The organism is Clostridium fallax (assembly GCF_900129365.1).
Classification (GTDB): domain Bacteria; phylum Bacillota; class Clostridia; order Clostridiales; family Clostridiaceae; genus Clostridium_AH; species Clostridium_AH fallax.
Genome location: NZ_FQVM01000007.1, coordinates 24,976 through 51,785, shown reverse-complemented (window position 1 = coordinate 51,785; position 26,810 = coordinate 24,976). Strand labels below are relative to the sequence as shown.

General features: G+C 27.3%; 28 protein-coding genes. 27 read left to right on the top strand and 1 reads right to left on the bottom strand.

What is annotated here, in order from left to right; all coding sequences use genetic code 11:
- Positions 1-205 precede the first annotated feature (205 nt).
- The 27 genes from BUA70_RS05340 to BUA70_RS05210 all read left to right on the top strand — a co-directional run bounded on the left by BUA70_RS05340 (position 206) and on the right by BUA70_RS05210 (position 25,227).
- On the top strand, positions 206-859 hold the full coding sequence (locus BUA70_RS05340) for a TVP38/TMEM64 family protein (protein ID WP_072894359.1): 654 nt from the start codon (positions 206-208) through the stop codon (positions 857-859).
- Between the two features lie 216 nt (positions 860-1,075).
- Positions 1,076-1,801, top strand: coding sequence for an SPOR domain-containing protein (locus BUA70_RS05335; RefSeq protein ID WP_072894356.1), 726 nt, complete (start codon positions 1,076-1,078; stop codon positions 1,799-1,801).
- A gap of 532 nt (positions 1,802-2,333) precedes the next feature.
- Positions 2,334-2,900 carry a Maf-like protein gene (locus BUA70_RS05330; protein WP_072894353.1) on the top strand — a complete coding sequence of 189 codons (567 nt, stop codon included), beginning with the start codon at positions 2,334-2,336 and terminating at the stop codon, positions 2,898-2,900.
- 39 nt (positions 2,901-2,939) lie between these two features.
- Positions 2,940-3,647: a RadC family protein gene (radC, locus tag BUA70_RS05325; protein WP_072894349.1), complete on the top strand. Its 708-nt coding sequence runs from the start codon at positions 2,940-2,942 to the stop codon at positions 3,645-3,647.
- A 17-nt stretch (positions 3,648-3,664) separates the two neighbouring features.
- Entirely contained in the window at positions 3,665-4,684 is a 1,020-nt protein-coding gene (locus tag BUA70_RS05320) for a rod shape-determining protein (RefSeq protein WP_072894346.1), read from the top strand.
- 3 nt (positions 4,685-4,687) lie between these two features.
- Positions 4,688-5,575: a rod shape-determining protein MreC gene (mreC, locus tag BUA70_RS05315; RefSeq protein ID WP_072894343.1), complete on the top strand. Its 888-nt coding sequence runs from the start codon at positions 4,688-4,690 to the stop codon at positions 5,573-5,575.
- 3 nt (positions 5,576-5,578) lie between these two features.
- The gene (mreD, locus tag BUA70_RS05310; protein WP_072894340.1) at positions 5,579-6,076 is read left to right on the top strand and encodes a rod shape-determining protein MreD; all 498 of its coding nucleotides are present in this window, start codon (positions 5,579-5,581) and stop codon (positions 6,074-6,076) included.
- 11 nt (positions 6,077-6,087) lie between these two features.
- Positions 6,088-9,051 (top strand): peptidoglycan D,D-transpeptidase FtsI family protein, encoded by a 2,964-nt coding sequence (locus tag BUA70_RS05305; protein WP_072894336.1) that lies wholly within the window; start codon positions 6,088-6,090, stop codon positions 9,049-9,051.
- 327 nt (positions 9,052-9,378) lie between these two features.
- Complete coding sequence (gene minC, locus BUA70_RS05300; protein ID WP_072894333.1) at positions 9,379-10,014, top strand: septum site-determining protein MinC; 636 nt, start codon at positions 9,379-9,381, stop codon at positions 10,012-10,014.
- Positions 10,015-10,036: 22 nt separating this feature from the next.
- Complete coding sequence (gene minD / locus BUA70_RS05295) at positions 10,037-10,834, top strand: septum site-determining protein MinD (RefSeq protein WP_072894330.1); 798 nt, start codon at positions 10,037-10,039, stop codon at positions 10,832-10,834.
- 12 nt (positions 10,835-10,846) lie between these two features.
- A complete protein-coding gene (gene minE, locus BUA70_RS05290; RefSeq protein WP_072894326.1) occupies positions 10,847-11,113 on the top strand; it encodes a cell division topological specificity factor MinE in 267 nt (88 codons plus the stop codon).
- 130 nt (positions 11,114-11,243) lie between these two features.
- A complete protein-coding gene (rodA, locus tag BUA70_RS05285) occupies positions 11,244-12,371 on the top strand; it encodes a rod shape-determining protein RodA (protein ID WP_072894323.1) in 1,128 nt (375 codons plus the stop codon).
- A 43-nt stretch (positions 12,372-12,414) separates the two neighbouring features.
- Positions 12,415-12,777: a methylglyoxal synthase gene (mgsA, locus tag BUA70_RS05280; RefSeq protein WP_072894320.1), complete on the top strand. Its 363-nt coding sequence runs from the start codon at positions 12,415-12,417 to the stop codon at positions 12,775-12,777.
- 219 nt (positions 12,778-12,996) lie between these two features.
- The gene (locus tag BUA70_RS05275; RefSeq protein ID WP_072894317.1) at positions 12,997-13,341 is read left to right on the top strand and encodes a hypothetical protein; all 345 of its coding nucleotides are present in this window, start codon (positions 12,997-12,999) and stop codon (positions 13,339-13,341) included.
- A gap of 57 nt (positions 13,342-13,398) precedes the next feature.
- Positions 13,399-14,253, top strand: a complete 855-nt coding sequence (locus tag BUA70_RS05270) for a site-2 protease family protein (RefSeq protein WP_072894313.1) — start codon at positions 13,399-13,401, stop codon at positions 14,251-14,253.
- Between the two features lie 114 nt (positions 14,254-14,367).
- Complete coding sequence (locus tag BUA70_RS05265) at positions 14,368-16,221, top strand: TIGR03960 family B12-binding radical SAM protein (protein WP_072894310.1); 1,854 nt, start codon at positions 14,368-14,370, stop codon at positions 16,219-16,221.
- A complete protein-coding gene (locus tag BUA70_RS05260) occupies positions 16,205-16,906 on the top strand; it encodes a TIGR03936 family radical SAM-associated protein (protein ID WP_072894584.1) in 702 nt (233 codons plus the stop codon). Before BUA70_RS05265 ends, BUA70_RS05260 begins: the two co-directional genes overlap by 17 nt.
- 94 nt (positions 16,907-17,000) lie before the next feature.
- The gene (locus BUA70_RS05255; RefSeq protein WP_072894307.1) at positions 17,001-18,443 is read left to right on the top strand and encodes an Rne/Rng family ribonuclease; all 1,443 of its coding nucleotides are present in this window, start codon (positions 17,001-17,003) and stop codon (positions 18,441-18,443) included.
- A 165-nt stretch (positions 18,444-18,608) separates the two neighbouring features.
- The gene (gene rplU, locus BUA70_RS05250; RefSeq protein ID WP_072894304.1) at positions 18,609-18,920 is read left to right on the top strand and encodes a 50S ribosomal protein L21; all 312 of its coding nucleotides are present in this window, start codon (positions 18,609-18,611) and stop codon (positions 18,918-18,920) included.
- Between the two features lies 1 nt (position 18,921).
- Positions 18,922-19,296 carry a ribosomal-processing cysteine protease Prp gene (locus BUA70_RS05245; protein ID WP_072894301.1) on the top strand — a complete coding sequence of 125 codons (375 nt, stop codon included), beginning with the start codon at positions 18,922-18,924 and terminating at the stop codon, positions 19,294-19,296.
- A 4-nt stretch (positions 19,297-19,300) separates the two neighbouring features.
- Positions 19,301-19,600 carry a 50S ribosomal protein L27 gene (gene rpmA, locus BUA70_RS05240; RefSeq protein ID WP_072894298.1) on the top strand — a complete coding sequence of 100 codons (300 nt, stop codon included), beginning with the start codon at positions 19,301-19,303 and terminating at the stop codon, positions 19,598-19,600.
- Positions 19,601-20,026: 426 nt separating this feature from the next.
- Complete coding sequence (gene obgE / locus BUA70_RS05235; RefSeq protein ID WP_072894296.1) at positions 20,027-21,313, top strand: GTPase ObgE; 1,287 nt, start codon at positions 20,027-20,029, stop codon at positions 21,311-21,313.
- A 16-nt stretch (positions 21,314-21,329) separates the two neighbouring features.
- Positions 21,330-21,635: a ribosome assembly RNA-binding protein YhbY gene (gene yhbY / locus BUA70_RS05230; protein WP_072894293.1), complete on the top strand. Its 306-nt coding sequence runs from the start codon at positions 21,330-21,332 to the stop codon at positions 21,633-21,635.
- 5 nt (positions 21,636-21,640) lie between these two features.
- Positions 21,641-22,243 (top strand): nicotinate-nucleotide adenylyltransferase, encoded by a 603-nt coding sequence (gene nadD, locus BUA70_RS05225; RefSeq protein WP_072894290.1) that lies wholly within the window; start codon positions 21,641-21,643, stop codon positions 22,241-22,243.
- Between the two features lie 118 nt (positions 22,244-22,361).
- Positions 22,362-22,940 carry a bis(5'-nucleosyl)-tetraphosphatase (symmetrical) YqeK gene (yqeK, locus tag BUA70_RS05220; protein ID WP_072894287.1) on the top strand — a complete coding sequence of 193 codons (579 nt, stop codon included), beginning with the start codon at positions 22,362-22,364 and terminating at the stop codon, positions 22,938-22,940.
- 47 nt (positions 22,941-22,987) lie between these two features.
- Positions 22,988-24,274 (top strand): LCP family protein, encoded by a 1,287-nt coding sequence (locus tag BUA70_RS05215; RefSeq protein ID WP_072894284.1) that lies wholly within the window; start codon positions 22,988-22,990, stop codon positions 24,272-24,274.
- 62 nt (positions 24,275-24,336) lie between these two features.
- Positions 24,337-25,227 carry an RluA family pseudouridine synthase gene (locus BUA70_RS05210; RefSeq protein ID WP_072894268.1) on the top strand — a complete coding sequence of 297 codons (891 nt, stop codon included), beginning with the start codon at positions 24,337-24,339 and terminating at the stop codon, positions 25,225-25,227.
- Between the two features lie 161 nt (positions 25,228-25,388).
- Here BUA70_RS05210 and BUA70_RS05205 read toward each other — a convergent pair whose 3' ends face one another.
- A complete protein-coding gene (locus BUA70_RS05205; protein ID WP_072894265.1) occupies positions 25,389-26,729 on the bottom strand; it encodes a serine hydrolase in 1,341 nt (446 codons plus the stop codon).
- Positions 26,730-26,810 lie beyond the last annotated feature (81 nt).

Below are 26,810 nucleotides of genomic sequence, written 5' to 3'. Positions count from 1 at the left end.
ACTTTTATATGATTAATTATAAATATGAATGATTTTATAGTTTAAATTTTTAAATAAATTTATAATTAATATCTTCACAAATAAATGTATATAAATCTATAAAATGTTAATTTAATAAAAAATGTATTTAAAATATAAAATTAATACCTTATAATATTAGATAATTGTAAAAATATAATTTAGTGAAAGAATATGGGATGATAGTATGAAGAAAAAAAGTGTATATTTAAAACTAACGATTTTTGTTGGAATCATAGTAATAGGGATTATAGGTTTTTTTATATTAAAGAAAAACCTAAAAGAATTTAGTATAGATTCCATTGCAAACTTCATTCAAGAAAAAGGTAAATATGCAGCATTATTTTTTGTAATATGTTATGCTTTAAAACCTTTTGTAGTAGTTTTTCCATCAGCAGTAGTTTCCCTAGCAGGAGGAGTGATGTTTGGACCATTTAATGGATTTATTCTAAATATGGTAGGGTTTTTCTTGTCAGGAACTATAGCTTTTTGGATTGCAAGAAAATTAGGAAGAGGTTTTGTTGAAACTATAGTTAGAGGAAAGATGATTAAGCTTGATGAAAATATGGACAAAAAAGGGTTTAAAATATTATTTTTATTAAGATTACCTCCAGTACTTCCTTATGATCCCTTAAGCTATACTTGCGGATTAACTAGTATAAAATATACAGATTTTATATTGGCATCTTTATTAGGGGTTGTTCCAGAAACATTATGTTATTCAATAATAGGGAAAAATATACTTAATCCTTTTTCCCCTCAATTTATATTACCAGCAATATTTATAATAGTTGCTACTTTAAGTTCTGGATATATATTTAAAAAAAGACATTCAGTTTAATATTAATTTAATAAATAGTTTTAAGTTCTAGTTAGGTAATTAAATTTATTATCAAATTAGAACTTATTATTTTTATAGTAATAAGTTTAATATATGTAAAACTATAAATTTTACAAAATATATTGGGGATTTAATTTTTATATATAAAAATACAGGTATATATTATCACTTTTAACAATATGAATATAAATATAGAAATTAATGTGGGGTGATAATATGAAATACACAAGATATGATTGGAAAAAGAAAAAAAATAAAGGTGGGGATATTGGAAAAGTAATTATTGTTTTTATGAGTATGATTTTAGTGGCTATATTAGTAGCAACTGTTATGGGAAAGTTTATTTTTGATAAGTCTCTTAAAAATGAACCTTCAAAAGATACTTCAAATAGTATTCTAATAAATGAAAATAAGGATAATGGAGAAAATATTAGTAGCCAAAACAGTCTTTCTTTAGCAGTAGTACAGTGTGGAGTTTATTCTCAAGAAGCAAATGCTAATATTCAAAGAGATGCTCTTAGAGAAAAATATAATTCTTTTTCGGTACAAGATGGAGATAAATTTAGAGTGGGAGTATTTATAGGAGATAAAGTAAAGGGAGAAGAGGTCGCATCTAAATTAGAAAGTGAAGGAATAAAAAGTATGGTTACTCGTTATGAAATAGGAAAGGAAGATTCTGGAGCTGCAGAACTTGCAGAAATAGTTAATGGGTATCTTCAAATAGTAAATAAGCTTCAGGAAGAAGATGTTAAAAGTGTAAAAACAGAAGATTTTAAAAAATGGACAACTTCCCTAGAAGAACCTAATAGTAAAGAACATATAGAGACAATAAAAGATGTAAAAAAAGAAATTTCAGAGCTTCCAGAGGAATTAAATAAAGAAAATATAGAACAAACATATAAAACAATATATAAGGCTTTAAGCCCTTTTAGAGTAAATTAAAAATATATAACATATAAAAATTAAAAGTATTTATATTATGTAGCTTAAACAAATTTTTTAAGTAAAATGATATAAATACTTTATTTTATTTATTTCTATAAAAATTTAGTTTTTTTATACATAAAATTATGAGAATTTTTACAAAAATTTAGAATATATGGTTAAAAAATATTATTTTAAAAATAATGGTAGATTGCTAATAATCCATATTATAGTAAGATTATAAAAATAATAAAAATTTTTTAAATAACTTTAAATTTACTTGTTAAGTGAATTATTAAATGTTAAACTATATAAGATGTAATTATAAAGTGGAAAAGCTATGAAGAAAGACGAATTTTGATTTAATTTTGTAATAAATTTTAAATTGAAATTTTACTAAATATTAGTATTTTTGTTTTATAATTAGTTGAACTTCATACGATGATTAGCATAAAAAGTTTTTTCGATTATTTTAGGTTCTTAGATTAGTTTCAATATATTTAGTTATATTGGTAATAATATTTATAAGTCATATGTAGGAAGTGATAGTTTGAAAAAGATTTTAGCCTCAGCATCAGAAAGAAGAAAAGAACTTTTATCAAGAATAATATCGGATTATAAAATAATAGTTTCTGATTTTGATGAAGATAAAGTTGTTTTTCAGGGAGATGTATCAAGGTATGTAGAGGAGATTGCTTATTGGAAAGGTAAAACTGTAGCAGAAAAATTTAACTTAAATGATTCTATAGTTATTTCTGCTGATACCGTAGTAACTTTCCAAGGGGAAATCTTAGGTAAACCTAAAAATGAAGAAGAAGCTTTTTTTATGTTAAAAAGGCTTAGTGGAAATTGTCATAAAGTATATTCAGGAATTTCTTTAATAAACACATCAACAGGTAAAATTATTAATGATTCAGTTTGTACTGAAGTTAAATTTTCTAATTTATCTGATGAGGATATCAAAAAATATATAAATACTAAAGAGCCAATGGATAAAGCTGGAGCTTATGGTATCCAAGGATATGGTGGGGTTTTTGTAGAAGAAATTAAAGGTTGTTACTATAATGTTGTAGGACTTCCACTGAATAGGTTAAAAAGATTATTAAAGGAAATTTAAGTGTGGGGATGAGGATTCTTTAAATGAGGAGAATTCTTAATGAAAAATAAGTTTTGTGACTTTAAAAATTTAACAATGAAAGATATTCCTAAATTAGAAAGACCTCAGGAAAGACTTAAAATTTATGGAGCAGAAAGTTTATCTAATTCAGAACTTTTAGCGTTAATTTTAAGAACAGGTACATCTAAAGAAAATATATTAAGTCTAAGTGGAAGAATATTAAAAGAAGTTGAAGGGATTAATGGATTATTAAGAGCATCTTCTTCAGATCTTATGAAAATAAAGGGAGTTAAAGAAGCAAAGTCTTCACAAATACTAGCTTTATGTGAACTTTTTAAAAGATTTAAATATTCTAAGTTAGATATAGATGAAATAAAGGTGACAGAACCTGAGAATATAGCTAATTATGTTATGGGATATATGATGAACTTAAAGCAAGAAGTATTAAAAGTCATAATGCTAAATACAAAAAATGCTATAATAGGGGATAGAGATGTCTTTAAAGGAACTCTAAATTCATCAATAGTTCATCCGAGAGAGGTTTTTTTAGAAGCTATAAAATTTAGTTCAGCTTCTATAATAATTTGTCATAATCATCCTTCAGGAGATCCGTCTCCTAGTGAAGAGGATATAAATATAACATTTAGATTAAAAGAATGTGGAAAAGTATTAGGTATTGACTTGTTGGATCATATTATAATAGGAAATTACAAGTTTATAAGTTTGAAAGAAAAAGGAATAATCTAACTGAAAGGGGAATTAAAATGGGATTATTTGGAATGACTAAAGATATGGGTATAGATTTAGGTACCGCAAACACTCTTGTATACTCAAAAGGAAAAGGTATAGTATTAAGAGAACCTTCAGTTGTTGCTATTAATAACTTAACAAAAAAACCATTAGCAGTAGGAACAGAAGCTAAACAAATGATAGGTAGAACACCAGGCAACATTGTTGCCATAAGACCTTTAAAGGATGGAGTTATAGCAGATTTTGATATAACACAAACAATGCTTAAGAAGTTTATAGAAAAGATTACAAATAAAAGTGCATTTACAAGTCCAAGAATTATAGTTTGCTTTCCATCAGGAGTAACTGAAGTTGAAAGAAGAGCTATAGAAGAAGCTACAAAACAAGCTGGTGCAAGAGAGGTTGTTCTTATGGAAGAGCCTATGGCAGCTGCAATAGGAGCAGGACTTCCAGTAGATGAACCAACAGGAAGCATGATAGTAGATATCGGTGGAGGTACTACTGAGGTTGCTATTATATCTCTTGGAGGTATAGTTACAAGTAAGTCATTAAGAATAGCTGGAGATGAACTGGATCAAGCTATTATTGGATATATAAAAAGAGAATATAATTTAATGATTGGTGAAAGAACATCAGAACAAATAAAAATGGAAATAGGTTCAGCCTTTAAAGCAGATGAATTTGAAGAAGAAGCATCAATGGAAATTAAGGGAAGAGACTTAATTTCAGGACTTCCAAAAACTGTAGTTGTTACAGAATCACAAATAAGAGAGGCTTTAAAAGAACCAGTAGCAGCAATTATAGAAGCTATAAAAACAACATTAGAAAAAACACCACCAGAATTAGCAGCAGATATTATGGATAAAGGAATAATGCTTGCAGGTGGAGGAGCTTTATTAAAGGGATTAGACGCTTTAATAAATCACGAAACACATATGCCTGTACATATAGCAGAATCACCTCTTGATTGTGTTGCACTTGGCGCTGGAAAGGCTCTAGATAAATTTGATCTTATAAGACAACAAAGAGGATAGCATATGAAGTTTTTCAAAAATAAACTGGCAGTTACTGTTATAGTACTGTCAGTTACCTTTTTAGGGATAATTGTTTATAGTGTCAAGAGGGATAATGGAAATATAGCTATAGGAGCAGCAGGTAGTGCATTAAATCCTATTCAAAAAGTTGCTTATAATGCTTTAGATAAAGTAAAAGGTGGGTTTGATTTTTTCTTTCATTTTTCAGAAGTAAAAAAAGAAAATGAAGAGCTTAAAAAGAAAAATGTAGAACTTAAAAATAATATGATTGAATATGATAGCTTAAAATCAGAGAATGATAGGTTAAAAAATCTTTTAGATTTTAAAAATCAAAAATCAGATTATAATTATGTAACCACAAGTATAATAGGAAAAATGGGCGGAAGTTTTATTGATGGTTATATTATAAATAAAGGTAAAAAAGACGGCGTTGAAAAAGACGTGGTGGTAGTAGCATCTGCTGGAGGAGAAAATAGTGATGATATAATTGGATTAGTAGGTCAAGTTACAGAAGTTTATGATAATTGGTCGAAGGTTCAATGTCTTGTAAATGAAAATATTGCAGTAAGTGCTATGGTACAAAGCACAAAAGATAGTAGTGGTATAGTTAAAGGATATAGGGATAATAAAAATAATATGTTAGCAAAACTTTATTATTTACCTATAAATTCTGAAATAAAAGAAGGAGATATAATTACAACTTCTGGTTTAGGATTGCTTTACCCAAAGGATATAAGAATAGGGGAAGTTATGTCAGTTGAAGAAGATAAGGTAAATGTTCAAAAGACAGCTGTTATTAAACCTTATGTTAATTTTTCAAAATTGGAGGAATTATTAATTATAATTCCTAAAAATAAAACTTCAAAAGAAATACAATATAAGGAGGGCTAATTTATGAAAAGGGTAGTCCTTGCACTTTTATGTATTTTATTTTTGATTATAGATAACAGTATAATGCCTTTTATATCAATAAAAGGCATATATCCAAGCTTATTATTTACTTTTGCTATATGCTTTTCTATTATTAACGGTAAAAGTGAAGCTATTATCATAGGAGTATATTCAGGAGCACTTCAAGACTTATATTTTGCAAATGGATTTGGGATTAATTGTTTAACTAATTTACTTCTTTGTTATTTAGCAGCTTTTATAGGGGAAAATATATTTAGAAATAAAAGATTAGTGCCAGTATTATTAGTAGGTGGTATAACCGTTCTTAAATATATATTAGTATTTCTAATTATGAAATTTATAAATATTTCTGTTAAAGTAGATTTTGGAATGGTAATAATGGGTATCTACAATATGATTTTAGCCTTCTTTATATATAATTGGACATACAAGTTATCAAACAAAGAGAGTATGAAAAGTCAATGGAAATTTAATAAATAATAGGTGGTTATATGAAAAATACAACTAAAAAGAAAAAGCCGATAAATAGATATTCTGTTTTAATAGGTATAATGTTTGGTATTTTTTCTGTTATTTTGTTAAGACTTTTATATCTTCAAGTCTATAAATATAATGACTATAAAGATAAAGCTAATACTGCAGCTAGAAGATTTTTAGCAGAAAAGGCACCTAGAGGGAAGATATATGATTCAAGTGATAATCTTTTAGCAACAAATAAGCAGACCTATAATATTACATTTACAGAAACAGATAAGTCTACAAAGGATTTTTTTACTACAATGGAAAAAGTTTTTTCTCAGTTAGATGATAGGGGAGAAAAACAAATAGATGATTTTAAATTAAAAGTAGACGAAGACGGAAAAGTTTATTTTGACTTTGGAAATGTTGATGATGAAACTAAAAAAGCTTTAGAAATAAGATTTAAAAGAGATAGAGGATTAAATGATTCTATAAGAAAGAAATTATTTAAAGGAAAGGAAGGAGACTTAACAGATGATGAAGAGAGCCAAATAAATGAAGAGCTTTTAAAGATAACTCCTGATGAAACCTTTAATTATTTAATAAAACTTTATGGATTATATGGATTATTGAATCCTACAAAGGATGAAATAAAGCAATTGAAAGAAGAGGATTCTTCTGAAATAGCAAAAAAAGTAGAAGAAAAATATTCAAAGCAAGATATAAGAAGATATATGGTTGTAAAGGATGCTATAAAAATCCAATCATTTTCAGGATTTAAACCTATAACTGTAGCAGCAAATATAAATCAAGATACAGCATTTATATTTCTCCAAAAGCTTAATGATATGCCTGGAATAAATGTTGTTTTAGAGCCTATGAGATATTATCCATATGGAAATTTAGCATCTTCAGTTTTAGGATATGTATCTTCCATAAATTCAGATAAAAAAGATAGATATGAAGAAAAGGGATATGATGTATCTACTGATAAAATAGGTGTTGCTGGAATTGAAGCAGCTTTTGAAAGAATATTAAAAGGTGCAAAAGGTGGTACTACCGTTAAGGTAAACTCCTCAGGAAGAAAAACTGAGGAATTATTTAAATTAGAGCCAGCACCAGGAGAAAATGTTCATCTTTCAATTGATAAAAATATACAATATTCGGCAGAACAAATGCTTAAGCATCAGCTTGAATTTCTTCAAACAGGAAGAGCTGCTGAAGATGTAGATACTAGAAATGCAACAAGAGGGGCAGCAGTTGCGATAGAAGTTAAAACTGGTAGAATTTTATCTATGGTAAGTTATCCTGATTTTGATCCTAATGTTTTTTCTACTCCAGGAGCATTAACTCCAGATACTATGAAAGAATATTTTAATACAGATATAGAGCAAAAAGGAGAAGCTTTTATAAAGGCTAGAGGATTAAAAACTAGCATAGATACAGTATTTCCTAAAGATAAAAATGGCAATAGGGAAGATAGATACGATGTACTTCCAAAGCCTATGTATAACTATGCAACAATGGGACTTTTCCCACCAGGATCTACCTTTAAACCAATGACAGCAGTAGCTGCTTTAAGTGAAGGTGTTGTAACTCCAAATGAAGTTATTCCTGAAAAATATTATTTTAATGAACATCCAGAGGTTTTTGGTAAAACCTTTGCTCCGCAAGATAATAAGGATCACGGAGCAAATATAGATATAAGAAAAGCTATTGCAGTATCTTGTAACCACTATTTCTATGAGACAGGATATAGAATGTATATGAAAAATGGAAGAAATATTGGTGCTTTAGATTCAATTGCCCATTATGCTTGGAAAGCAGGCCTTGGAGTAGATCCTAATAGTGATGCAAAACCTTCTACTGGTATAGAAATTGCAGAAAATTTTGGGCAAACTTATAATTTTCAAAGTTTTAAAAAGCAAAATATATATTATGCAAAATATGAATTAGTAGATTCTCTTGAGAAGGGAGCTATAGATTCCTATATATTTGCACCATTAGATATTGCATATAATGAAGATGATTCTGAGCCTATAAAAAAGGCAAAACAGAATTTAAAGGATATAGTAAATGATAGATTAAATCAAATAGGCAATTCAGATTTTAAAAATGGCTCTAGTGATTTTAATAAAAAAACTAAGGCTGCAATTGAAGAGCTTCAGAAGGTATCTCCTAAATATCAAAAAAGTATAGCTGATTTTGAAGCTAAAGGAAAGAAAAACTCAGTCAAGACAGTAGTTTTTGCATTAGAACAATTTATATCAAATAAAGATGGAGCTATAACAACTCCAGCGGAACTTGTATATGATTCTATAGGTCAAGGTACAAATAACTTTACATTAGTTCAACTTGCAAACTATATTGCAACAGTTGTAAATGGTGGAACTAGATACAAAGCCCATCTTGTAGATAAGATTACTAATTCAGAAGGTGAAACTGTTGAAGAGTTTAAACCTGAAATTTTAGATAAAATAGATATGTCTGAAAGTACAGTAAATGCAATAAGAGAAGGTATGGAAATGACTAACAGTGTAGATGTAGGTACAGCTGCAAGTGTATTTAGGGGATTTCCTATAAGAACTGGGGGTAAAACTGGTACAGCTACCTTTAGAGAAGATCAAAAAACTTTTGGTAGAGAAGCCTTTGGTGTTTATGTATCAGCGGCACCTATAAATGATCCAGAAATTGCAGTGGCAGTAGTTATTTATGATGGTGGTCATGGATATTTGGGAGCACCAGTTGCAAGAGCTATCTATGAAACTTACTATAGAGATAAGTTAAAGACGGAAAATCCAAATTATAAACCAACATTTATGGATGGAGGAACATATACATTTTCATTAAATCCTCCACTAGATGATGTTAAAGATGATGGAGTTCATCTTTCAGAACAAAAACAGCTTGAGAAAACTAAATTAGAAGAAAAACAAAAAGCAGAAGAAGAAAAGAAAAAAGCTGAAGAAGAGAAAAAAGCAGCTAAAGTAAAGTAACAAAAAGACTAATTAAAATATAATAAATATTTAAAATAAATATTTACTTTATATTTTAGATTATAAAAATAAAAGAGCTTAGCAATGTATAATATTCATAGTACTGTTAGGCTCTTTTATTGTATAATAAAATATGGAAATATTTTTATTTATATATTTTATGACAATAAATATATATTAAAAGAAAAGTTTTTATCTAATATATAAAAAAACTCTTTTAGTTGAGTTTTTTAGAGTATATAATTAAAGAGTAAGAGTATATAAAATAGGTTTATGCCTTTTATTTTGACACTAAAGTATGCTCATTTTGGAGGGTTTTTATTTCTTATGTATGATGATAGAATTTTTATTAAAGGTAATAAAGATGGAATAGTAGCTCTAATTAATATGGACAAGTTTAAAGATTTTGATGAAATGTTAGATAATCTTTTAGATAGATTATCAGTGGGAAAGCAATTCTATAAGGGAGCTACTATGACTGTAGTAACAAGCCTTAAGTTAATAAATGAAAGACAAATGAGAAGACTTAAAGATGTTCTTTTTGAAGAAGTTATGATTAAAGATTGTATCTTTAAAGATAAAGAGGAAAAAGAAAGTAAAACATTTACTGGAGTCTATGAAGGCAGAACAAAATTTGTAAGAAAGACGGTAAGAGGTGGACAATGTATAAATTACTCAGGTAATGTAGTAATTATAGGTGATGTTAATCCAGGTGCAGAAGTTCATGCTGCAGGAAATATAATAGTTTTAGGTGCTATTAAGGGACTAGTATATGCAGGGATTAACGGAAATAATAAGGCTATAATAGCTGCTTTTTTATTACAGCCTGAAGTTCTTCAAATTTGTGATATTTTAACTATATCACCAGATGATGAAGAAAAGCCAAAACATCCAGAGGTAGCAAGATTAAAAGATAATTCAATTATTGTAGAGCCTTACTTACCTAATAAATATATATACTAAAATATTTTGGAGGAATTAGTTTATGGGAATAGCGATTGTTATTACATCTGGTAAAGGTGGAGTTGGTAAAACTACAACTACAGCTAATATAGGAACAGCTTTAGCTGCTTTAGGAAAAAAAGTGGTAGTAGTTGATGGAGATACAGGTCTTAGAAATTTAGATGTGTTAATGGGATTAGAAAATAGAATAGTATATACCGTAGTAGATGTTATAGAAAATAGGTGTAGAATAAAACAAGCTTTAATAAAAGATAAGAGATTTCCAAACCTTTGTTTATTACCAACAGCACAAACTAAGGATAAAAATGATATAAGCAGTGATAAGATGCTTAAATTAGTTAGTGAACTTAAAGAAGAGTTTGATTATGTAGTAATAGATTGCCCAGCAGGTATAGAACAAGGATTTGAAAATGCTATAATTGGAGCTGATAGAGCTATAGTTGTAGTAAATCCAGAAATAACATCTGTAAGAGATGCAGATAGGGTAATAGGGAAATTAGATGCTAAGGGGTTAGATGACCATAGTGTTATAATAAATAGACTTAATTATGAAATGACACAAAAAGGAGAAATGCTAGATATAGCTGATATAATAGAAGTTCTATCTATAAAACTTTTAGGTGTAGTACCGGATGATAGAGATGTTACAGTATCAACTAATAAAGGAGAGCCTATAGTTTTAGAGGAAAATTCACTGGCAGGTGAAGCTTTTAGGAATATAGCTAGAAGAATTACAGGAGAAGAAGTTCCTTTAATGGATTTAAGTCAAAATTCTGGTGGATTTTTAAGTTCACTAAAAAAATTATTTAAAAGAAGATAGGGGGATAAAGTAATGGAGTTTTTAAGAAAATTTTCCAATAAACCAACCCCAAAGGATGTTGCAAAAGATAGGTTAAGACTAATATTAATCCACGATAGAGGGGATTTAGCGCCTGAAGTTATAAGCGAGATGAAAAAGGAAATATTAGAAGTTCTATCAAAATATATTGAGATAGATATCGATGATATAGACATTGCAGTGACTAATCCTTCAGAAGTAGAAGGAGAGTCACCAGCTTTAGTAGCAAATATTCCTATAAAGAATGTTAAAGGAAGATAAAAAAACACCTAGTTTTCCTAATTTTATGAAAACTAGGTGTTTTTTATAAATAATTTGTCATTTGTTATTTATTATTTATAAGTTATAATATATTATGTTATAAATAAAATAAAATCGGAGGTAAAAGAATATGTTAAATAAGCTGAAAATTGATACTAAATTATTAAAAGAATTAGATCTTAGCATATTAATATCCATGATAATGATAGTCTTATTTGGGATAGTTAACATATATGTAGCCACAAGAGCAAGTAAGGGAATGGAATTTTCAGAAAAACAATTTGTTTGGCTTATTTTATCATTATTTGTAATGTATTTTCTTTTAGTTATAGATTACAGTACAATAATGGCTTATGTTCCAATTTTTTATTGGATTTGTATAGGTCTTTTGATTTTTACAAAATTTAAAGGAGCAACAATTAATGGAGCTCAAGGATGGATAAGATATGGGGCATTTTCTCTTCAACCAGCAGAACTAGCAAAGATGGGTATGATACTTATGCTAGCAAAAAAGTTAAATGATATGGACGGAGAAATTAATAATATTAAAAATTTTTGTATTTTGGCCTTTTATGCCATTGTACCTATGATGTTTATAGTTAGTCAGCCGGATATGGGAATGACAATGGTGTGTTTTTTTATAGCATTAGGAATATTCTTCTGTGCTGGATTAGATTGGAGAGTTATTGTTGGCGGATTAGCAAGTATAATGGTAGCTATAGTAATAGTTTGGAATTCTGGTCTTATTCATGATTATCAAAAGGGAAGAATAAAGGCAGTTTTTAATCCAGAAGCTGATGAACTTGGAAGTAATCTTCAGTTAAATCAATCAATGATTGGAATAGGATCTGGAGGCTTTTTTGGCACGGGATTAAATATGAATAAGGATTCAGTAGGTGGATATTCTTCTACTTTTGTACCAGAAAATCAAACAGACTTTATATTTTCAATAATAGGAGAACACTTTGGAACTATAGGAGCAATATTTTTGCTTGTAATTTATGGGATAATGATATATAGATTTTTATTAATATCTAGAGAAGCTAAGGATATTTTTGGGTCCATAATATGTATTGGAATGGCTGCCTATTTTTTATTTGCTATACTTCAAAATATAGGAATGACTATAGGTATAATGCCAATAACTGGTATAACCCTTCCGCTAGTTAGTTATGGAGGAAGTTCCCTTATGACTACAGTATTATCTATTGGATTAGTACTTAATGTAGGTATGAGAAGGAAAAAGATTAACTTTTAATTAAATTATATAAATAAAATCAAGGTAAAAAGGAGAGGGGAAAATGAATATAGCGTTAATAGCTCATGATGAAAAAAAAGAAGAACTAATAGAGTTTGTATCAAGATATAAAGATATTTTTGAACAGCATACTTTATGTGGAACAGGAACTACAGGTAAGAGAATAACAGAAGAAGTTGGGTTAAAAGTTCATGGATATTTGTCAGGTCCTATGGGAGGAGATCAACAAATAGGAGGTAGAATAGCAGAAGGCAAAATTAATTTTGTTATATTCTTTAGAGATCCATTAACAGCACAGCCTCATGAGCCAGATGTTTCAGCTCTTATAAGAATATGTGATGTTCATTCTGTGCCTATAGCAACTAATATAGGAAGTGCAGAAGTATTTGTAAAAGCTTTAAGATAAAAATTGTATTTATATAAAAATAAAAAGCTATAAAATAGATTTAAAAAAATCTATTTTATAGCTTTTTTTATAGGAAAAATGGGATGTATTATATACAGTTTAAATAAAAAATGTTCCTATTCTTTTATAATAAATTTTAGAAAACCACTTTTACAATCATTTTTTTATTAAGTTTAAAATATAAATAATTATGTAAGAATAATTTATGGAGAAATAAAATTGAGACTATATGAAAATGAGTATAGAAATTATTATAGTAATTTAGCTAAGAATAAGTTTAATAGAAATAATGAAGGACAGATAGAATCAAAAGATAATTATAATTCAACAAGTATAAATAAAAACCAGTATTTTTTAGAGTATTTATTTGTTAGATTTTCCTTTAAAAGATTCATTGTAGAAACCTTAGTAAGTTTAGTATTTATTGTTGCTATATTATTTATAAGTAATAATAGATTTATAGAAAACAAAATTAATAGTTATACTAAAGCTGCTTTTATAGAAGAAATTAATTTAGATAGTTTTTTTAATAAAATACTAAATTATAACTATAATTTGGAATAGATAATATTATAAATTATATTAACTTTCAATATATAAATAAAATATATAGGAGGATAGATGATAAAAATTAGCAAATGGTTAATTCCTCAAATATTTATATTTTTTATTTTAGGTTTTAAAAGTGTTATTTTTATAGCTTTTTTTTGGATTATCCTTCATGAATTATGTCACTGTTTTGTGTCTATAATTCTTGGAGCTAATATAGAAAATTTTAAATTAGGGCCATTAGGTGTAAGCTTAGAACTTAAAGATTTAGATGAGATGGGATGTAATAAGGAAATTTTAATATGTATGGTAGGTCCCTTATTTAACATTATGATGGCTATACTATTTTATTTTCTTAACTTAAAAATAAATAGCTATATTTTACAAATAAATTTTGAAATAAATTTAAGTTTAGGATTATTTAATTTATTACCTGCATATCCACTAGATGGATTTAGAATAGTTAGATCATATTTAGGTAAAAAAATACTATATAAAAGAGCTCATGATATAACTATTTATATAAGTTATATCTGCGGTATATTTCTTATGGGGTTATTTTTTCTATATGGATTTTTACATAGATTAAACATAAGTCTACTATTTTGCTCTATATTTATACTATATTTAACATATAAAGAAAAAGGAAGGATAATGTATATTATAATGGGAGATATTTTTAAAAAGAAAAAGAGATTTTATAAAAATAAATGGTTAGAAAATAAAACAATATCAGTACATTATAAAGAAGGACTTGCAAAAGTCTTTAGTTTGGTTGATAAAAATAAATTTAATCTATTTATTGTTTTAGATGATGATATGAAGGTACTGGGTCAAATTTATGAAGATAAAATAATTGATGGACTTAAAAAATACGGCAATATTTCCTTAGAGGAATATATAAGTATTAATAAACAAATAACATAAATAAGTTGGAGAATTTTAATCTTTTATGATAAAATATAATGACGATAAAAGAAGTATAGAGATGTACTTCTTTTTTCTTTAAAATAAGTCGCTAAAGACATAGGAGGAACTATAATGGTTAGAATATCAGATGATATTTTATATAAAGTTGAAAAACCAGCTAGATATATAGGTGGTGAACTTAATCAAGTTATAAAAAATCCAAGTGAAGTTGACATAAGATTTGCTTTTTGTTTTCCAGATGTATATGAGGTTGGAATGTCTCATCTAGGAACAAGGATACTTTATCATACAATAAACGAAAGAAAAGATACTTATTGTGAAAGAGCTTTTGCACCATGGCCTGATATGGAAAAACAACTTAGAGAAAATAATATATCTTTATATGCATTAGAAAGTAAAGATGAATTGAATAAATTTGATATATTAGGTTTTACACTTCAATATGAAATGAGTTATACAAATATATTAAATATGTTAGATATGTCTAATATAACTATTAGAGCATCAGAAAGAGGAGAAGATGAGCCAATAGTAATGGCTGGTGGACCATGTGCATACAATCCAGAGCCTCTTTGTGATATTGTAGACTTCTTTGAATTTGGAGAAGGTGAAGAAGTTATGAATGATGTTCTTGATGTTTATAAAAAGTACAAGGGCAAAGGAAAGAAAAAGGAATTTTTAAGAGAAATATCAAAAATAAGAGGTGTATATGTACCTTCTTTATATGATGTTACATACAATGAAGATGGAACTATAAAAGAATTTAAACCTAAATATGATGATGTTCCAGCTGTTGTTAGAAAGAGAATAATACCAAACTTTGACAATGTATCTTTCCCAACAAATATGATAGTTCCATATACTGAAATAGTTCATGATAGAATAGTTTTAGAGGTATTTAGAGGATGCACTAATGGATGCAGATTCTGCCAAGCAGGAATGATATATAGACCAGTTAGAGAAAAATCAAGGGAAACTTTAGAAAAGCAAGCAAGGGAATTAGTTAAGGCAACTGGATATGATGAGATTTCCTTAGCTTCATTAAGTACCTGTGATTATTCAGAAATAAGAGAACTTATAACTGAACTTATAGCAGAACATAGTAAAGAAAATGTAGGAATTGCTCTTCCTTCTATTAGAGTTGATGCTTTTTCAGTAGATTTAATAAAAGAAATTCAAAAAGTTAGAAAAACAGGATTAACTTTTGCTCCAGAAGCAGGTTCTCAAAGAATGAGGGATGTTATAAATAAAGGTTTAACAGAAGAAAAAATATTAAAGGCAGCTAAAAATGCGTTTGAAGCAGGTTGGAGCACTTTAAAGCTTTATTTCATAATAGGACTTCCATATGAAACTGTAGAAGATGCTAAGGAAATAGGTCTATTAGCTGAGAAAATAGCAAGAGAGTATTACACTACTCCAAAGGAAATAAGAAATAAGGGATTAAAGATTACAGTAAGTACATCAATACTTGTACCAAAACCATTTACTCCTTTCCAATGGGCTGCAATGGAGAAAAGTGAAGAAGTTAAGGAAAAAATAAGTGCTGTTAAGGAAGCTATTAAAACAAGAGCTATAAACTATAACTATCATGAGCAAAAGACATCTTATATGGAAGCTGTATTTGCAAGAGGAGATAGAAAACTTTGTGATGTTTTAATAAAAGCTTTTGAAAAAGGTGCTAAATTTGATGGTTGGTCAGAATACTTTGATTTTGAAGTATGGACTGAAGCTTTAAAAGAATGCAATGTTGATGGAGATTTTTATGCTTTTAGAGAGAGAAGTTATGATGAAATACTTCCTTGGGACTTTATAGATATAGGTGTAAATAGATCATATCTTGAAAGAGAAAATGAAAAAGCTAAAGTTGGAGCTCTTACTCAAAACTGTAGAAAAGGATGTACAGGTTGTGGTATAAATGTAAACTTTAAGGAAGGGAAGTGTTTTGAAGGTGCGATACTTAATTAAATTTACTAAAGAAAGTGATATAAAATTTATATCTCATTTAGATTTAATGAGAACAATTCAAAGAATAATTAGAAGAGCGGAACTTCCAATAGAGTATTCAAAAGGATTTAATCCACATATGAGTCTTTCAATAGCTCAGCCTTTATCTGTTGGAGTATATTCTACAGGAGATTATTTAGATATAGTTTTAACAGAAACTCTTCCAAATGAGGAAGTTAAAAATATATTGAATAACTATACTTGTAAGGGAATTAAATTTTTAGAAGTAAGTAATATTGAAGTTGTTATGAATCAAAAAAGAGTTCCTCAAGGAATGGCTCTTATAGATGCAGCTTTATATACTATAAAAATAAAATATAATAATACTTCTAAAATAGAAGAAGAAATGAAAGAACTTTTATCAAAGAAAGAATGGGTTACTGTTAAAAAGAGCAAAAAGGGAGAAAAAACAGTAGACATTAAACCTTTAGTAAAAGAGTTTAAATATTGGGTTAAAGATGAATGTTTAATAGTAAATACTTTAATAGCTTGTGGTAGCAGAGAAAACTTATCAGCAGATCTTTTAGCAAATTTTATAAAAGAACATACTACTGATGCTAATAAGGATGCTTTTGTGGAAATAAAAAGAGAAGAAATGTATGCACTAAAGGGAAAAAAATTAGTGCCTCTTTATAAATATATATAAATTAATCTCTATAAATTAAAAATATATAATTTATCATATATAAAGTTGTGCTATTATGCACAACTTTATATCTTTAAAGAGGAAAGGTGTAGGTATGAAGGAATTATTTATTGAAAGAAGAGAAAAACTTTTGAGAATAGCTTTAAAAGAAAATAATTTATTAAGTGAATGTTTTATAGAAGAGGAAAGAGATGAACCTTTACCAGGAGAAATATATAAAGGCGTAGTAAAAAATATAATACCAGCTATAAAATGTTTATTTGTAGATATAGGTTATGAAAAACAAGGTTATATGACTTTATCCAATAATAATAAATTAAAAAAAGGTGACGATGTAATTGTAGAGGTAATAAAAGAACAGTTTGGAGATAAAGGAGCAAAAATTACAAATAAATATACTTTGCCAGGTAGATATGTAGTTTTAACTCCAGGAAAAGAAGGGATAATTTTTTCAAAAAAGATATCTGATAAAGATTTAATAAAAACTATAAAAAGTTCTATAGATCCAATTGGTGGTATAGAAATAACTATAAGAACAAACGCTCAGTTTGTAAGTGTTGAAACCTTAAAGAATGAGATTAATGAATTAGAAGATAAGCTTTATAATATAGAAAGAGAAGGAAAATATTCTTTAAAACCTAAAAGACTTTATGGGGAAAATTCTTTAATACATAAAGTTTTAAGAGATAATATAAGTGAAGATACAAGTAGAATTTATGTAGATAATGAAAATGATTATTCTATGATAAGTAATTACTTAGCAAAAGATGAAGGAATAGATATAGTAATTCATACTGAAAAAAGAAGTCTTTTTGATTTTTATGGAATAGAAAAAGAAATTTTAGCTCTTAGAAAAAATAAAATTAACTTAAAATGTGGTGGAAATATAATAATAGAAAAAACAGAAGCTATGTATGTTATAGATGTTAATTCTAGCAAAAATATAACTGGGAAAAATGCAGAAAAGAATGCAGAAGAAACTAATATAGAAGCTGCAGAAGAAATAGGAAGACAAATAAGACTTAGAAATTTAAGTGGAATTATATTAGTTGACTTTATAGATATGAAAAATGATAGTAATAAGAAAAAAGTTTCTGCTTTTTTAAAAAAGAGTTTAGAAAATGATAAAAGAAAAAGTATAATATATCCTTTTACAGAACTTAATCTCGTTCAAATAGCTAGAAGAAGAAGAGGCAAAAGTATATATGAATATATAGAAGAAAAATGCAGTACATGTAATGGAACAGGAGAGAAACTAAAACTTTCTTATATATCACTTTTGATAAAAAATGAAATATTAAAAGTTGAAGGAGAAGGCTCTTCTATAAATGATTTCTATATAGAAATAAATAAAGAATATGAAAAAGATATAAAAGAAAACTTATTTTATTTTTTAAAGGAAATAGATGGAATAGATAAGAAAATTTATTTGAATTTTATAGATTCAATAGAGTACTATAAAGTAGAGCCGCTTATATTTAAAAATCAAATAGAAAATGTTAAGCAATACATAGTAACTAATATTGAAAAATACTAAAATTAACTTTACAAATATTGTGCCGTATGATAAAATGGCTTTTGTAAACCGCACGCGAAGGGTTGAAAAATCACATAAACATTTTAGTTTTTTTATGATTTATTTTATAAATTACAGGTATATGTGTACCTGAAGTGGCGAGACCGTTATGAGGAGGTGTATTTAATGTACGCAGTAGTTAAAACAGGTGGAAAACAATTCAGAGTTCAAGAAGGAGACGTAATATTCGTTGAAAAAATGAATGCTGAGGTTGAATCAACAGTTGAATTAACAGAAGTTCTTGCTGTATCAAAAGATGGAGCAATAACAGTTGGTAAGCCAGTTGTTGAAGGTGCTAAGGTTGTTGCTAAAGTTGTTGCTCAAGGCAAAGCTAAGAAGGTTGTAGTATTCAAGTACAAACCAAAGAAAGACTACAGAAGAAAAAGTGGTCACAGACAACCATACACTAAGTTAGTTATAGAAAAAATAGAAGCTTAATATGATTACAGTTGTAATTAAAGAAAGCAAAGAAAATATAGTTGGTTTTGAGATTAAAGGTCATGCTCTTTCAAATGGAGAATTAAATTCTACTGTAGGAGAAGCTTATGATATTATATGCAATTCTATTTCTGTACTTTCTCAAAGTGCTATTATAGGAATAGAAGATGTCTTAGGTCTTAAGGCTAATTATAAGTTGAATGAAGGCTTTTTAAGTATAGATTTAAGTAAGTTTAAAAAGGAAGAACTTGAATTATGTCAAATTCTTCTTAAAACTTTTGATTTAAGCGTAAAAAGTGTTATTCAATCTTTAGATCAGAGTTTTGGAAATAAAAAACGATGTAAATATATAAAGATGTTAAAAGAGGAGGTGTAGTCTCATGCTAATAATGAACCTTCAATTGTTCGCTCACAAAAAAGGGGTAGGTAGCTCAAAGAACGGTAGAGATTCAGAATCTAAGAGACTTGGTGTTAAGTCAGCTGATGGACAATTCGTACTAGCAGGAAACATCATAGTTAGACAAAGAGGAACAAAGATTCATCCAGGAAATAATGTTGGAAAAGGTAAAGATGACACATTATTTGCTAAAATTGATGGAGTTGTTAAATTCGAAAGAATGGGTAGAGATAAGAAAAAAGTTAGCGTATACCCAGTAAACATAGAAGCAATAGCTGAATAGTTTATTATAAAAAGCACCCTTATAATAGGGTGCTTTTTAAAATTAGTTTACTTTTATAGATTTATTTTATAAAATCTATAAAATTTTTTTAAGTAATAAAATTTGTTACAAAATATCTTTTCTTTATATCTCAACTTGAAGATATATAATAAATTATTAAACTTTTATATAAATATCTTCAATTTTTTTTAAGATTATATTATAATCTAATAAATGTTTTCCTAAATTATTTTTTATAGTTAATTAATGTAGATTTTATAGGGTATAATATTATTTAAGCAGAGAATGTATGTATATCATAAAATCTTAAAAGGTTATAAAAATATGAATAATATTAAATAATATTTTTATCTTATAAATTATTTAAATTATATAAAACATAATTAAAATTAAAAAATTTGCCTAAGAGAAAGTAAGGTGATTTATATGTTTATAGATATGGCCAAAATATTTATAAAATCTGGTGACGGTGGACATGGAGCTGTTTCCTTTAGAAGAGAGAAGTATGTTCCACTTGGAGGACCAGATGGAGGAGATGGAGGAAGAGGTGGTAGTATCATCTTTAAAGTTGATACAGGAATCACAACTCTTCTAGATTTTAAATACAAAAGAAAGTTTTTAGCTGAAAAAGGTGAAAATGGATCTGGATCTAAATGTTATGGAAAAGATGGTAAGGATCTTATTATAAGTGTTCCTATGGGAACTATAATAAGAGATGCTGAAACGAATAAAATAATGGCAGATCTTTCACACTCAGATGATGAATATGTAGCTTGTAGAGGTGGAAAAGGTGGAAAAGGAAACTGTAAGTTTACAACACCTACAAGACAAGCGCCTAATTTTGCTGAGCCAGGAATGCCTGGTGATGAAAGAATGGTATTATTAGAATTAAAGCTTCTTGCTGATGTAGGACTTTTAGGATTCCCTAATGTAGGTAAATCTACATTTTTATCAACAGTAACTAAAGCAAGACCTAAAATAGCAAACTATCATTTTACAACATTAAAGCCAAATCTTGGAGTAGTTGCAGTGCCAGGGATAGAACCTTTTGTTATGGCAGATATACCAGGAATAATAGAAGGTGCCGCAGAAGGTGTTGGATTAGGATTAGACTTTTTGAGACATATAGAAAGAACTAGACTTTTAATTCATGTAGTAGATATATCAGGATTAGAAGGTAGAGATCCTTATGAAGATTTTATGAAAATTAATGAAGAGCTAAAAAAATATAGTGTTAAGCTTTGGGATAGACCTCAAATAGTTGTAGCTAATAAAGCTGATATGTTATATGATGATGAAGCTTTTGAAGCTTTTAAAAACAAATTAAATGAAATGGGATATGATAAAGTATTTAAGATGAGTGCAGCAACTTATGAAGGTGTAGAAGAGGTTGTTAAGGAAGCAGCTAGAATGCTTAAAAATATTCCAATAACAGAACTTGAAATATCAGATGATGAAAGATTTATAGAAGAAGATAAGAAGTTCACATATACAATTAATATAGAAAAGGGAGAAGAAGGCAATGTTTATGTTGTAGAAGGATCCTTTGTAGATAGATTATTATTAGCTGTAAATGTAAATGATGCAGATTCTTTAAGATATTTCCATAAAGTTTTAAGAAATAAAGGAATTTTAGATGAACTTAGAGAAATGGGAATAAAAGATGGAGAAATTGTAAGATTAAATGACTTCGAATTTGAATACTTACTATAATAGTTGGAGGAATAATATGATTACTAGCAAACAAAGAGCTTATTTAAGATCTTTAGCAAATACAATGCAACCAATATTTCAAATTGGTAAAAATGGAATAGAAGATGCATTCTTAAAGCAAGTAGAAGATGCTTTAGAAGCAAGAGAACTTATAAAAATAAAGGTTTTAGAAAACAGTGGGCTGGCAGCAAGAGAAGCCTCAAATACAATCTGTGAAAAGATAGGTTGTGAGGGAGTTCAGGCTATAGGTAGCAAATTAGTACTTTTTAAACAATCAACTAAAAAGCCTAAAATAGAGCTTCCTCAATCAAAGACAAAATAAAAAGTATGAAAAAAATAGGAGTTTTTGGTGGAACTTTTGATCCTATTCATTTAGGTCATTTATATATAGCTTATGAAGCTAAAAGAACACTAGGTTTGGATAAAATTATATTCATTCCTAGTGGAAATCCACCACATAAACAAAATAAAAAAGTTACTGATAGCTACTTAAGATATGAAATGGTTAAAAATGCAGTAAAAGAATATGAAGGTTTTGAAGTAAGCGATTACGAAGTAAAAAAAAGAGAGAAAAGTTATACTTATAAAACTTTAGAGCATTTAAAAGAGGAAAATAATCAATGTGAAATTTATTTTATAACAGGAGGAGACTGTTTAATAGATCTTCATACATGGAATAATGTACCTAGAATATTAGAGCTATGTAAGTTAGTTGTTTTTAATAGGCCAGGACATAATAAAAAAGAATTCTTAGAAGAGAAAAAAAGAACTGAATTAAAATATGGTAAAGAAATAATTTATCTTGATTTTTTATCTCTTGAGATTTCTTCTACAATTATAAGAGATAGAATAAGAAATAACTTATCAGTACAATTTTTTCTGCCTTCAGAAGTAGATAAATTTATTAAAAAGAATAATTTATATAAGTAAAGCTTAATTATAAAATTTTATAGATTTATAAAGGTAATGATTTTATTAATATAATTTTTAATAAATTTTATAAAAATAATTTATTAAATTACGCTTTATTTTGAGGAGAGATTTAAATATGTGGACCTTAGAAGAAATAGACAATTATTTAAAAGAAAACTTAAAAGAAAATAGATATAAACATACTTTAGGAGTTATAGAAACTGCTAAAAAATTAGCTATTATTAATAATGAAGATGAAAAAAAAGCTGAGATTGCAGCGTTAATTCATGATTGTGCTAAAAATTTTACTATAGAAAAATCTTTACAAATATTAAAGGAAGAAAATATTGAAGTGGATGAAATCTGTAAAGAATCTCCACAGTTACTTCATGGAATTGTAGGGGCTATAGTAGGAGAGAAAATATTTGGCATAAAAGATAAAGGTATATTAAATGCAGTTAAATACCATACTACAGGCAATATCAATATGACAACTCTTGAAAAAATAATATATATTGCTGATTATATAGAGCCATCAAGGGATTTTGAAGGTATAGAAAGATTAAGAGAACTTACTTTTTCAGATTTAAATAAGGGAGTTCTTAAAGGGCTTGAAAACACTATAAAGTTTGTAATAGATTGTGAGCAGTTAATACATCCTTTAACTATTGAAGCTAGAAACTATATGTTATTACAAGAAAAAAATAATAAATAGTCTTTTTAAATCTCTTGAAGACAAAAAATAATGAAGGGGTTTAGCTTATGAGTATAAAAGGGGAAAATCATATAAATGAAAAAAACAATAAAAGAGAAAAAAGAAATCATAAGAAAAAGAATAAAGTACGATTTGTAATTATGATAATAACATTACTACTTATTTTTGCTAGTATGGGGGTAGTAGCTTTTTTTTATAACTACACTGGAAAATTTAGTAAAAATTATTCTGGGGAATCAGGTTCTAATAAAGGCCTAAAAGAACCAGTTAGAATTTTACTTGCAGGATTAGACATTGGAGATCCTAAACACAAAGAAAATCATAATATTAAGAGAACCGATACTTTAATGGTAGTTAAGTTTGATCCTAAAAATAATAAATTAGCTATAGTTTCTATACCTAGGGATACCCTTATTAAGGTAAAAAATAAAAATCATAAAATAAATGAAGCTTATGCTATAGGAGGAGATAAAACTTTAAAAACTGCTGTACAAGAAATTATAGATGCTCCTATAGATTATATAGTAAAGATAGATTATGATGGATTTAGATCCTTTATAGATGCTATAGGTGGAATAGAGATGCATATAGATAGAAATATGTATTATGATGATCCAGGCCAAGATTTACACATTAACTTTAAAAAAGGTGAAACAGTTCTTTTAGATGGTAAAAAGGCAGAAGAATTTTTTAGATGGAGAAAAAATAATGATGGCACAGGGTTAAGCGATGGAGATTTAGGAAGAATAAAAAATCAGCAAGTATTTATATCAAAAGTAGTAGAAAAGTGCACATCACCTGCTATAATATTAAAGGCCAAGAATATTTTAGATATTTTACCTAAATATATTGAAACTAATATGTCTCCAGAAAGAATAATATCCTATGGAATGGCATTAACTTCTATTAAATCAGAAAATATAAAGATGTATACAATGTCTGGTGACTTAAAAACTATAAATCATGCTTCTTATGTTGTATACAATAAAAGTTATAATAAAGAAGCTTTAGATGCTTTAAAAGATGAAGATGAGAATATAGTAGAAGTTAAAGATAAAAGAAAAACTGCTAGGATAAAAATTTTAAACGCTACTAAAATTCAAGGTCTTGCAGCAGAATGCGAGAAAACCTTAAAAGAAAAAGGATATGAAAATATTCAAATAGGAAATTATAAAGAATCAAAGAATAGTGAAATACAGGTAAGTGATAAAGGATTAAAAAAATTAATATTAGATGATATAACAATAAAAAAGACTGAAAAATTACCTATGGATGAAAAGGACTCTGATATAATAATAATATTAGGAAAAGATTATAAAAAATTTGGAGAATAGCTGTATACTTAATTAAAATATTTATATATTTAGTTTAATAAATTCTATTTTAGGAGGAAAAGATGAGTAACCTAAGAGAAATAGTTCCTAAAGAATATGATAAAAAAAAGATAAGAGAATTTCTTAAAGAAAAACTAGGGTTATCTTCAAGACTTATTAAGGGAGCATCTATTGATAAAAGAATTTTTGTAGATGGAAAAGCTGTAAAGATGAATTATGTTTTAAATTTAGGAGAAAAAATAGAAGTAGATTTATGTAAAAATGAAAGTCAAGATTTTAATGCAGAAAAAATGGATTTAAATATAGTTTATGAAGATGAAGATATTTTAGTTTTAAATAAAGAGCCTTTTATGGTTGTTCACCCTACTAAAAGACATCAAAGTGGTACATTAGCTAATGGTATATTATATTACTTTAAGGAAACTAATCAAAATTGTATAGTAAGATTAGTAAGCAGATTAGATATGAATACATCTGGTCTTATAATAATTGGAAAAAATCAATATGCCCATATGGCTTTATCAAAAGAGATGAGAGGAGAAAACTTTAAAAAGAGATATTTAGCAATAGTTCATGGAAATCTTAAAGAAAAAGAAGGAACTATAAATGCACCTATATATAGAGTAGGGGAAGGAACATTAAAGAGAATAATAGATCCAAGGGGACAAGAAAGTATAACCCATTATAAAGTTTTAGAAAGTTTTAAAGATGGAGACTTAGTAGAATGTCTTTTAGAAACAGGAAGAACTCACCAAATAAGAGTTCATCTAAGTCATTTAGGACATCCTATTTTTGGAGATTCTTTATATGGAACTGAAGATGAAGAATATATAAAAAGACAGGCACTTCATGCTTATGGATTAGATTTTGAAAGCCCAAGAACAAAGAAAAAACTTTCATTAAGAGCAGATATACCAAAGGATATGAAAAATCTTATAGAAAAGCTAAAATAAAAATTTTATAAGTATATTTATAAAAATTTATAGAATTTATTGTAAAAAATTAAGAGGCATCATAAAAAGCTAACCCTTAAATAATATACTATTTAAAATATTTAAATAGTATATTGTCTTTTGGAAAGCTTTGTTATATAGCCTCTTTTAAATTACTATTTTTAATTAAAAAATCTATTATTAAACTTTTTAATCTTTTTATGGCTTGAGTATTTAGATATAATCAATATTAAAATAGATATAACTGCTATTACTGCAATTATTATCACTATAAGAGGAATAGATGAAAAAGAATAACTTGTTTCAAGCTTAGAGTATTCTCTATCAATAGGAGCTGTTAAAGATAAAGTTCCTATTACCTCATCATTAATCTTTACTGAGCCATTTAAAATTTTATCTCCTCTATTAAAGGATTTATTTTTTAAATTTACATTTTCTAATTCTACTTTTGGATTTAAAGTAGAGATTATTTCTTCATTAGAAACATCCTTTAAATCTTTATTTAAAAATTTTTTTAAGTCTTCATTTTTTATTGTGTAGTAAAAGTCTTGTGATGCTATTAAAGGCATTTCAAGATTTTTATTTATTTTATATGTTGATATTTCATCACCTTTACTATAAAGTTTTAAGGATTTGAAATTATTAAATCCGTATTCAAATAAGTCTTTAGAGCCTTTAAAATAAGTATCTTTATCAGGACACTTTAAAATGGAAAGGACTAATATTTGACCATTTCTTTCTGCAACTGCAGTATATGTATGTTGTGAATTTGTTGTGTAACCAGTTTTCCCACAAATAGCACAAGGATAATAGTAAGAATTACTAGTTCTAATAAGCATATTTTTATTATTAACCCACTTTTCTAGACCATCAACTTTACTTGGTGGAAATTTAAAAATAGGTTCTCTTGATATTCTTATAAAATCAGGGTTTTTATAAACCTCTCTCATTATTAGAGCTAAATCATGGGCTGTTGTTTTATGGTCATCTTCATATAATCCACTAGGATTTACAAAATTACAGTTTATAGCACCAAGAGAACGAGCTTTATCATTCATTATTTTAGCAAAGTTTTCTATAGAACCACCTACATATTCTGCTAAGGCTTCTGCACAATCATTGGCAGATTCCAAAAGAAGACCATGTAAGATTTCCTCTATAGTATATTGGTCACCTTCTTTAAGCCCTATAGAAGTTCCTTCTGCATTAGGTGGATTTTTACCTACTGTAACAATATCATTTAAGTTAGTTTTTTCTAAAACTATTAATGCAGTAAGGATTTTAGTTGTAGATGCTGGTGCTAAAGACTGATCCTCATTTTTACCATAAAGTACTTTACCAGTATTACCATCTAAAAGAACTACTCCTTCAGCGTTAATATTAGGTGGAAGAGTTTCTCCTTTAGCTTCAATGGTAAAAATTGAAGTCGTTAAAATCATAGTTAATATTAATATAAAATTTTTTATTTTAAATTGTATACTATTTTTAGTTGAAATTTTCATATATTTCCCCCAAAATTCATATGTTTTATTCAATATTGTTGACAAATTTTATTAATATATAAAAGATTTATAAAAAATTTA

Bases quoted from the DNA above. Each gene is read 5' to 3' on its own strand.
- minD (WP_072894330.1), top strand. From the start codon at position 10,037: ATGGGAATAGCGATTGTTATTACATCTGGTAAAGGTGGAGTTGGTAAA.
- rplU (WP_072894304.1), top strand. From the start codon at position 18,609: ATGTACGCAGTAGTTAAAACAGGTGGAAAACAATTCAGAGTTCAAGAA.
- BUA70_RS05245 (WP_072894301.1), top strand. From the start codon at position 18,922: ATGATTACAGTTGTAATTAAAGAAAGCAAAGAAAATATAGTTGGTTTT.
- mreC (WP_072894343.1), top strand. From the start codon at position 4,688: ATGAAGTTTTTCAAAAATAAACTGGCAGTTACTGTTATAGTACTGTCA.
- obgE (WP_072894296.1), top strand. From the start codon at position 20,027: ATGTTTATAGATATGGCCAAAATATTTATAAAATCTGGTGACGGTGGA.
- yqeK (WP_072894287.1), top strand. From the start codon at position 22,362: ATGTGGACCTTAGAAGAAATAGACAATTATTTAAAAGAAAACTTAAAA.
- rpmA (WP_072894298.1), top strand. From the start codon at position 19,301: ATGCTAATAATGAACCTTCAATTGTTCGCTCACAAAAAAGGGGTAGGT.
- mgsA (WP_072894320.1), top strand. From the start codon at position 12,415: ATGAATATAGCGTTAATAGCTCATGATGAAAAAAAAGAAGAACTAATA.
- BUA70_RS05305 (WP_072894336.1), top strand. From the start codon at position 6,088: ATGAAAAATACAACTAAAAAGAAAAAGCCGATAAATAGATATTCTGTT.
- BUA70_RS05210 (WP_072894268.1), top strand. From the start codon at position 24,337: ATGAGTAACCTAAGAGAAATAGTTCCTAAAGAATATGATAAAAAAAAG.
- BUA70_RS05265 (WP_072894310.1), top strand. From the start codon at position 14,368: ATGGTTAGAATATCAGATGATATTTTATATAAAGTTGAAAAACCAGCT.
- BUA70_RS05270 (WP_072894313.1), top strand. From the start codon at position 13,399: ATGATAAAAATTAGCAAATGGTTAATTCCTCAAATATTTATATTTTTT.
- BUA70_RS05340 (WP_072894359.1), top strand. From the start codon at position 206: ATGAAGAAAAAAAGTGTATATTTAAAACTAACGATTTTTGTTGGAATC.
- mreD (WP_072894340.1), top strand. From the start codon at position 5,579: ATGAAAAGGGTAGTCCTTGCACTTTTATGTATTTTATTTTTGATTATA.
- nadD (WP_072894290.1), top strand. From the start codon at position 21,641: ATGAAAAAAATAGGAGTTTTTGGTGGAACTTTTGATCCTATTCATTTA.
- yhbY (WP_072894293.1), top strand. From the start codon at position 21,330: ATGATTACTAGCAAACAAAGAGCTTATTTAAGATCTTTAGCAAATACA.
- minC (WP_072894333.1), top strand. From the start codon at position 9,379: ATGTATGATGATAGAATTTTTATTAAAGGTAATAAAGATGGAATAGTA.
- minE (WP_072894326.1), top strand. From the start codon at position 10,847: ATGGAGTTTTTAAGAAAATTTTCCAATAAACCAACCCCAAAGGATGTT.
- BUA70_RS05335 (WP_072894356.1), top strand. From the start codon at position 1,076: ATGAAATACACAAGATATGATTGGAAAAAGAAAAAAAATAAAGGTGGG.
- radC (WP_072894349.1), top strand. From the start codon at position 2,940: ATGAAAAATAAGTTTTGTGACTTTAAAAATTTAACAATGAAAGATATT.
- BUA70_RS05215 (WP_072894284.1), top strand. From the start codon at position 22,988: ATGAGTATAAAAGGGGAAAATCATATAAATGAAAAAAACAATAAAAGA.
- BUA70_RS05320 (WP_072894346.1), top strand. From the start codon at position 3,665: ATGGGATTATTTGGAATGACTAAAGATATGGGTATAGATTTAGGTACC.
- rodA (WP_072894323.1), top strand. From the start codon at position 11,244: ATGTTAAATAAGCTGAAAATTGATACTAAATTATTAAAAGAATTAGAT.
- BUA70_RS05255 (WP_072894307.1), top strand. From the start codon at position 17,001: ATGAAGGAATTATTTATTGAAAGAAGAGAAAAACTTTTGAGAATAGCT.
- BUA70_RS05205 (WP_072894265.1), bottom strand. From the start codon at position 26,729: ATGAAAATTTCAACTAAAAATAGTATACAATTTAAAATAAAAAATTTT.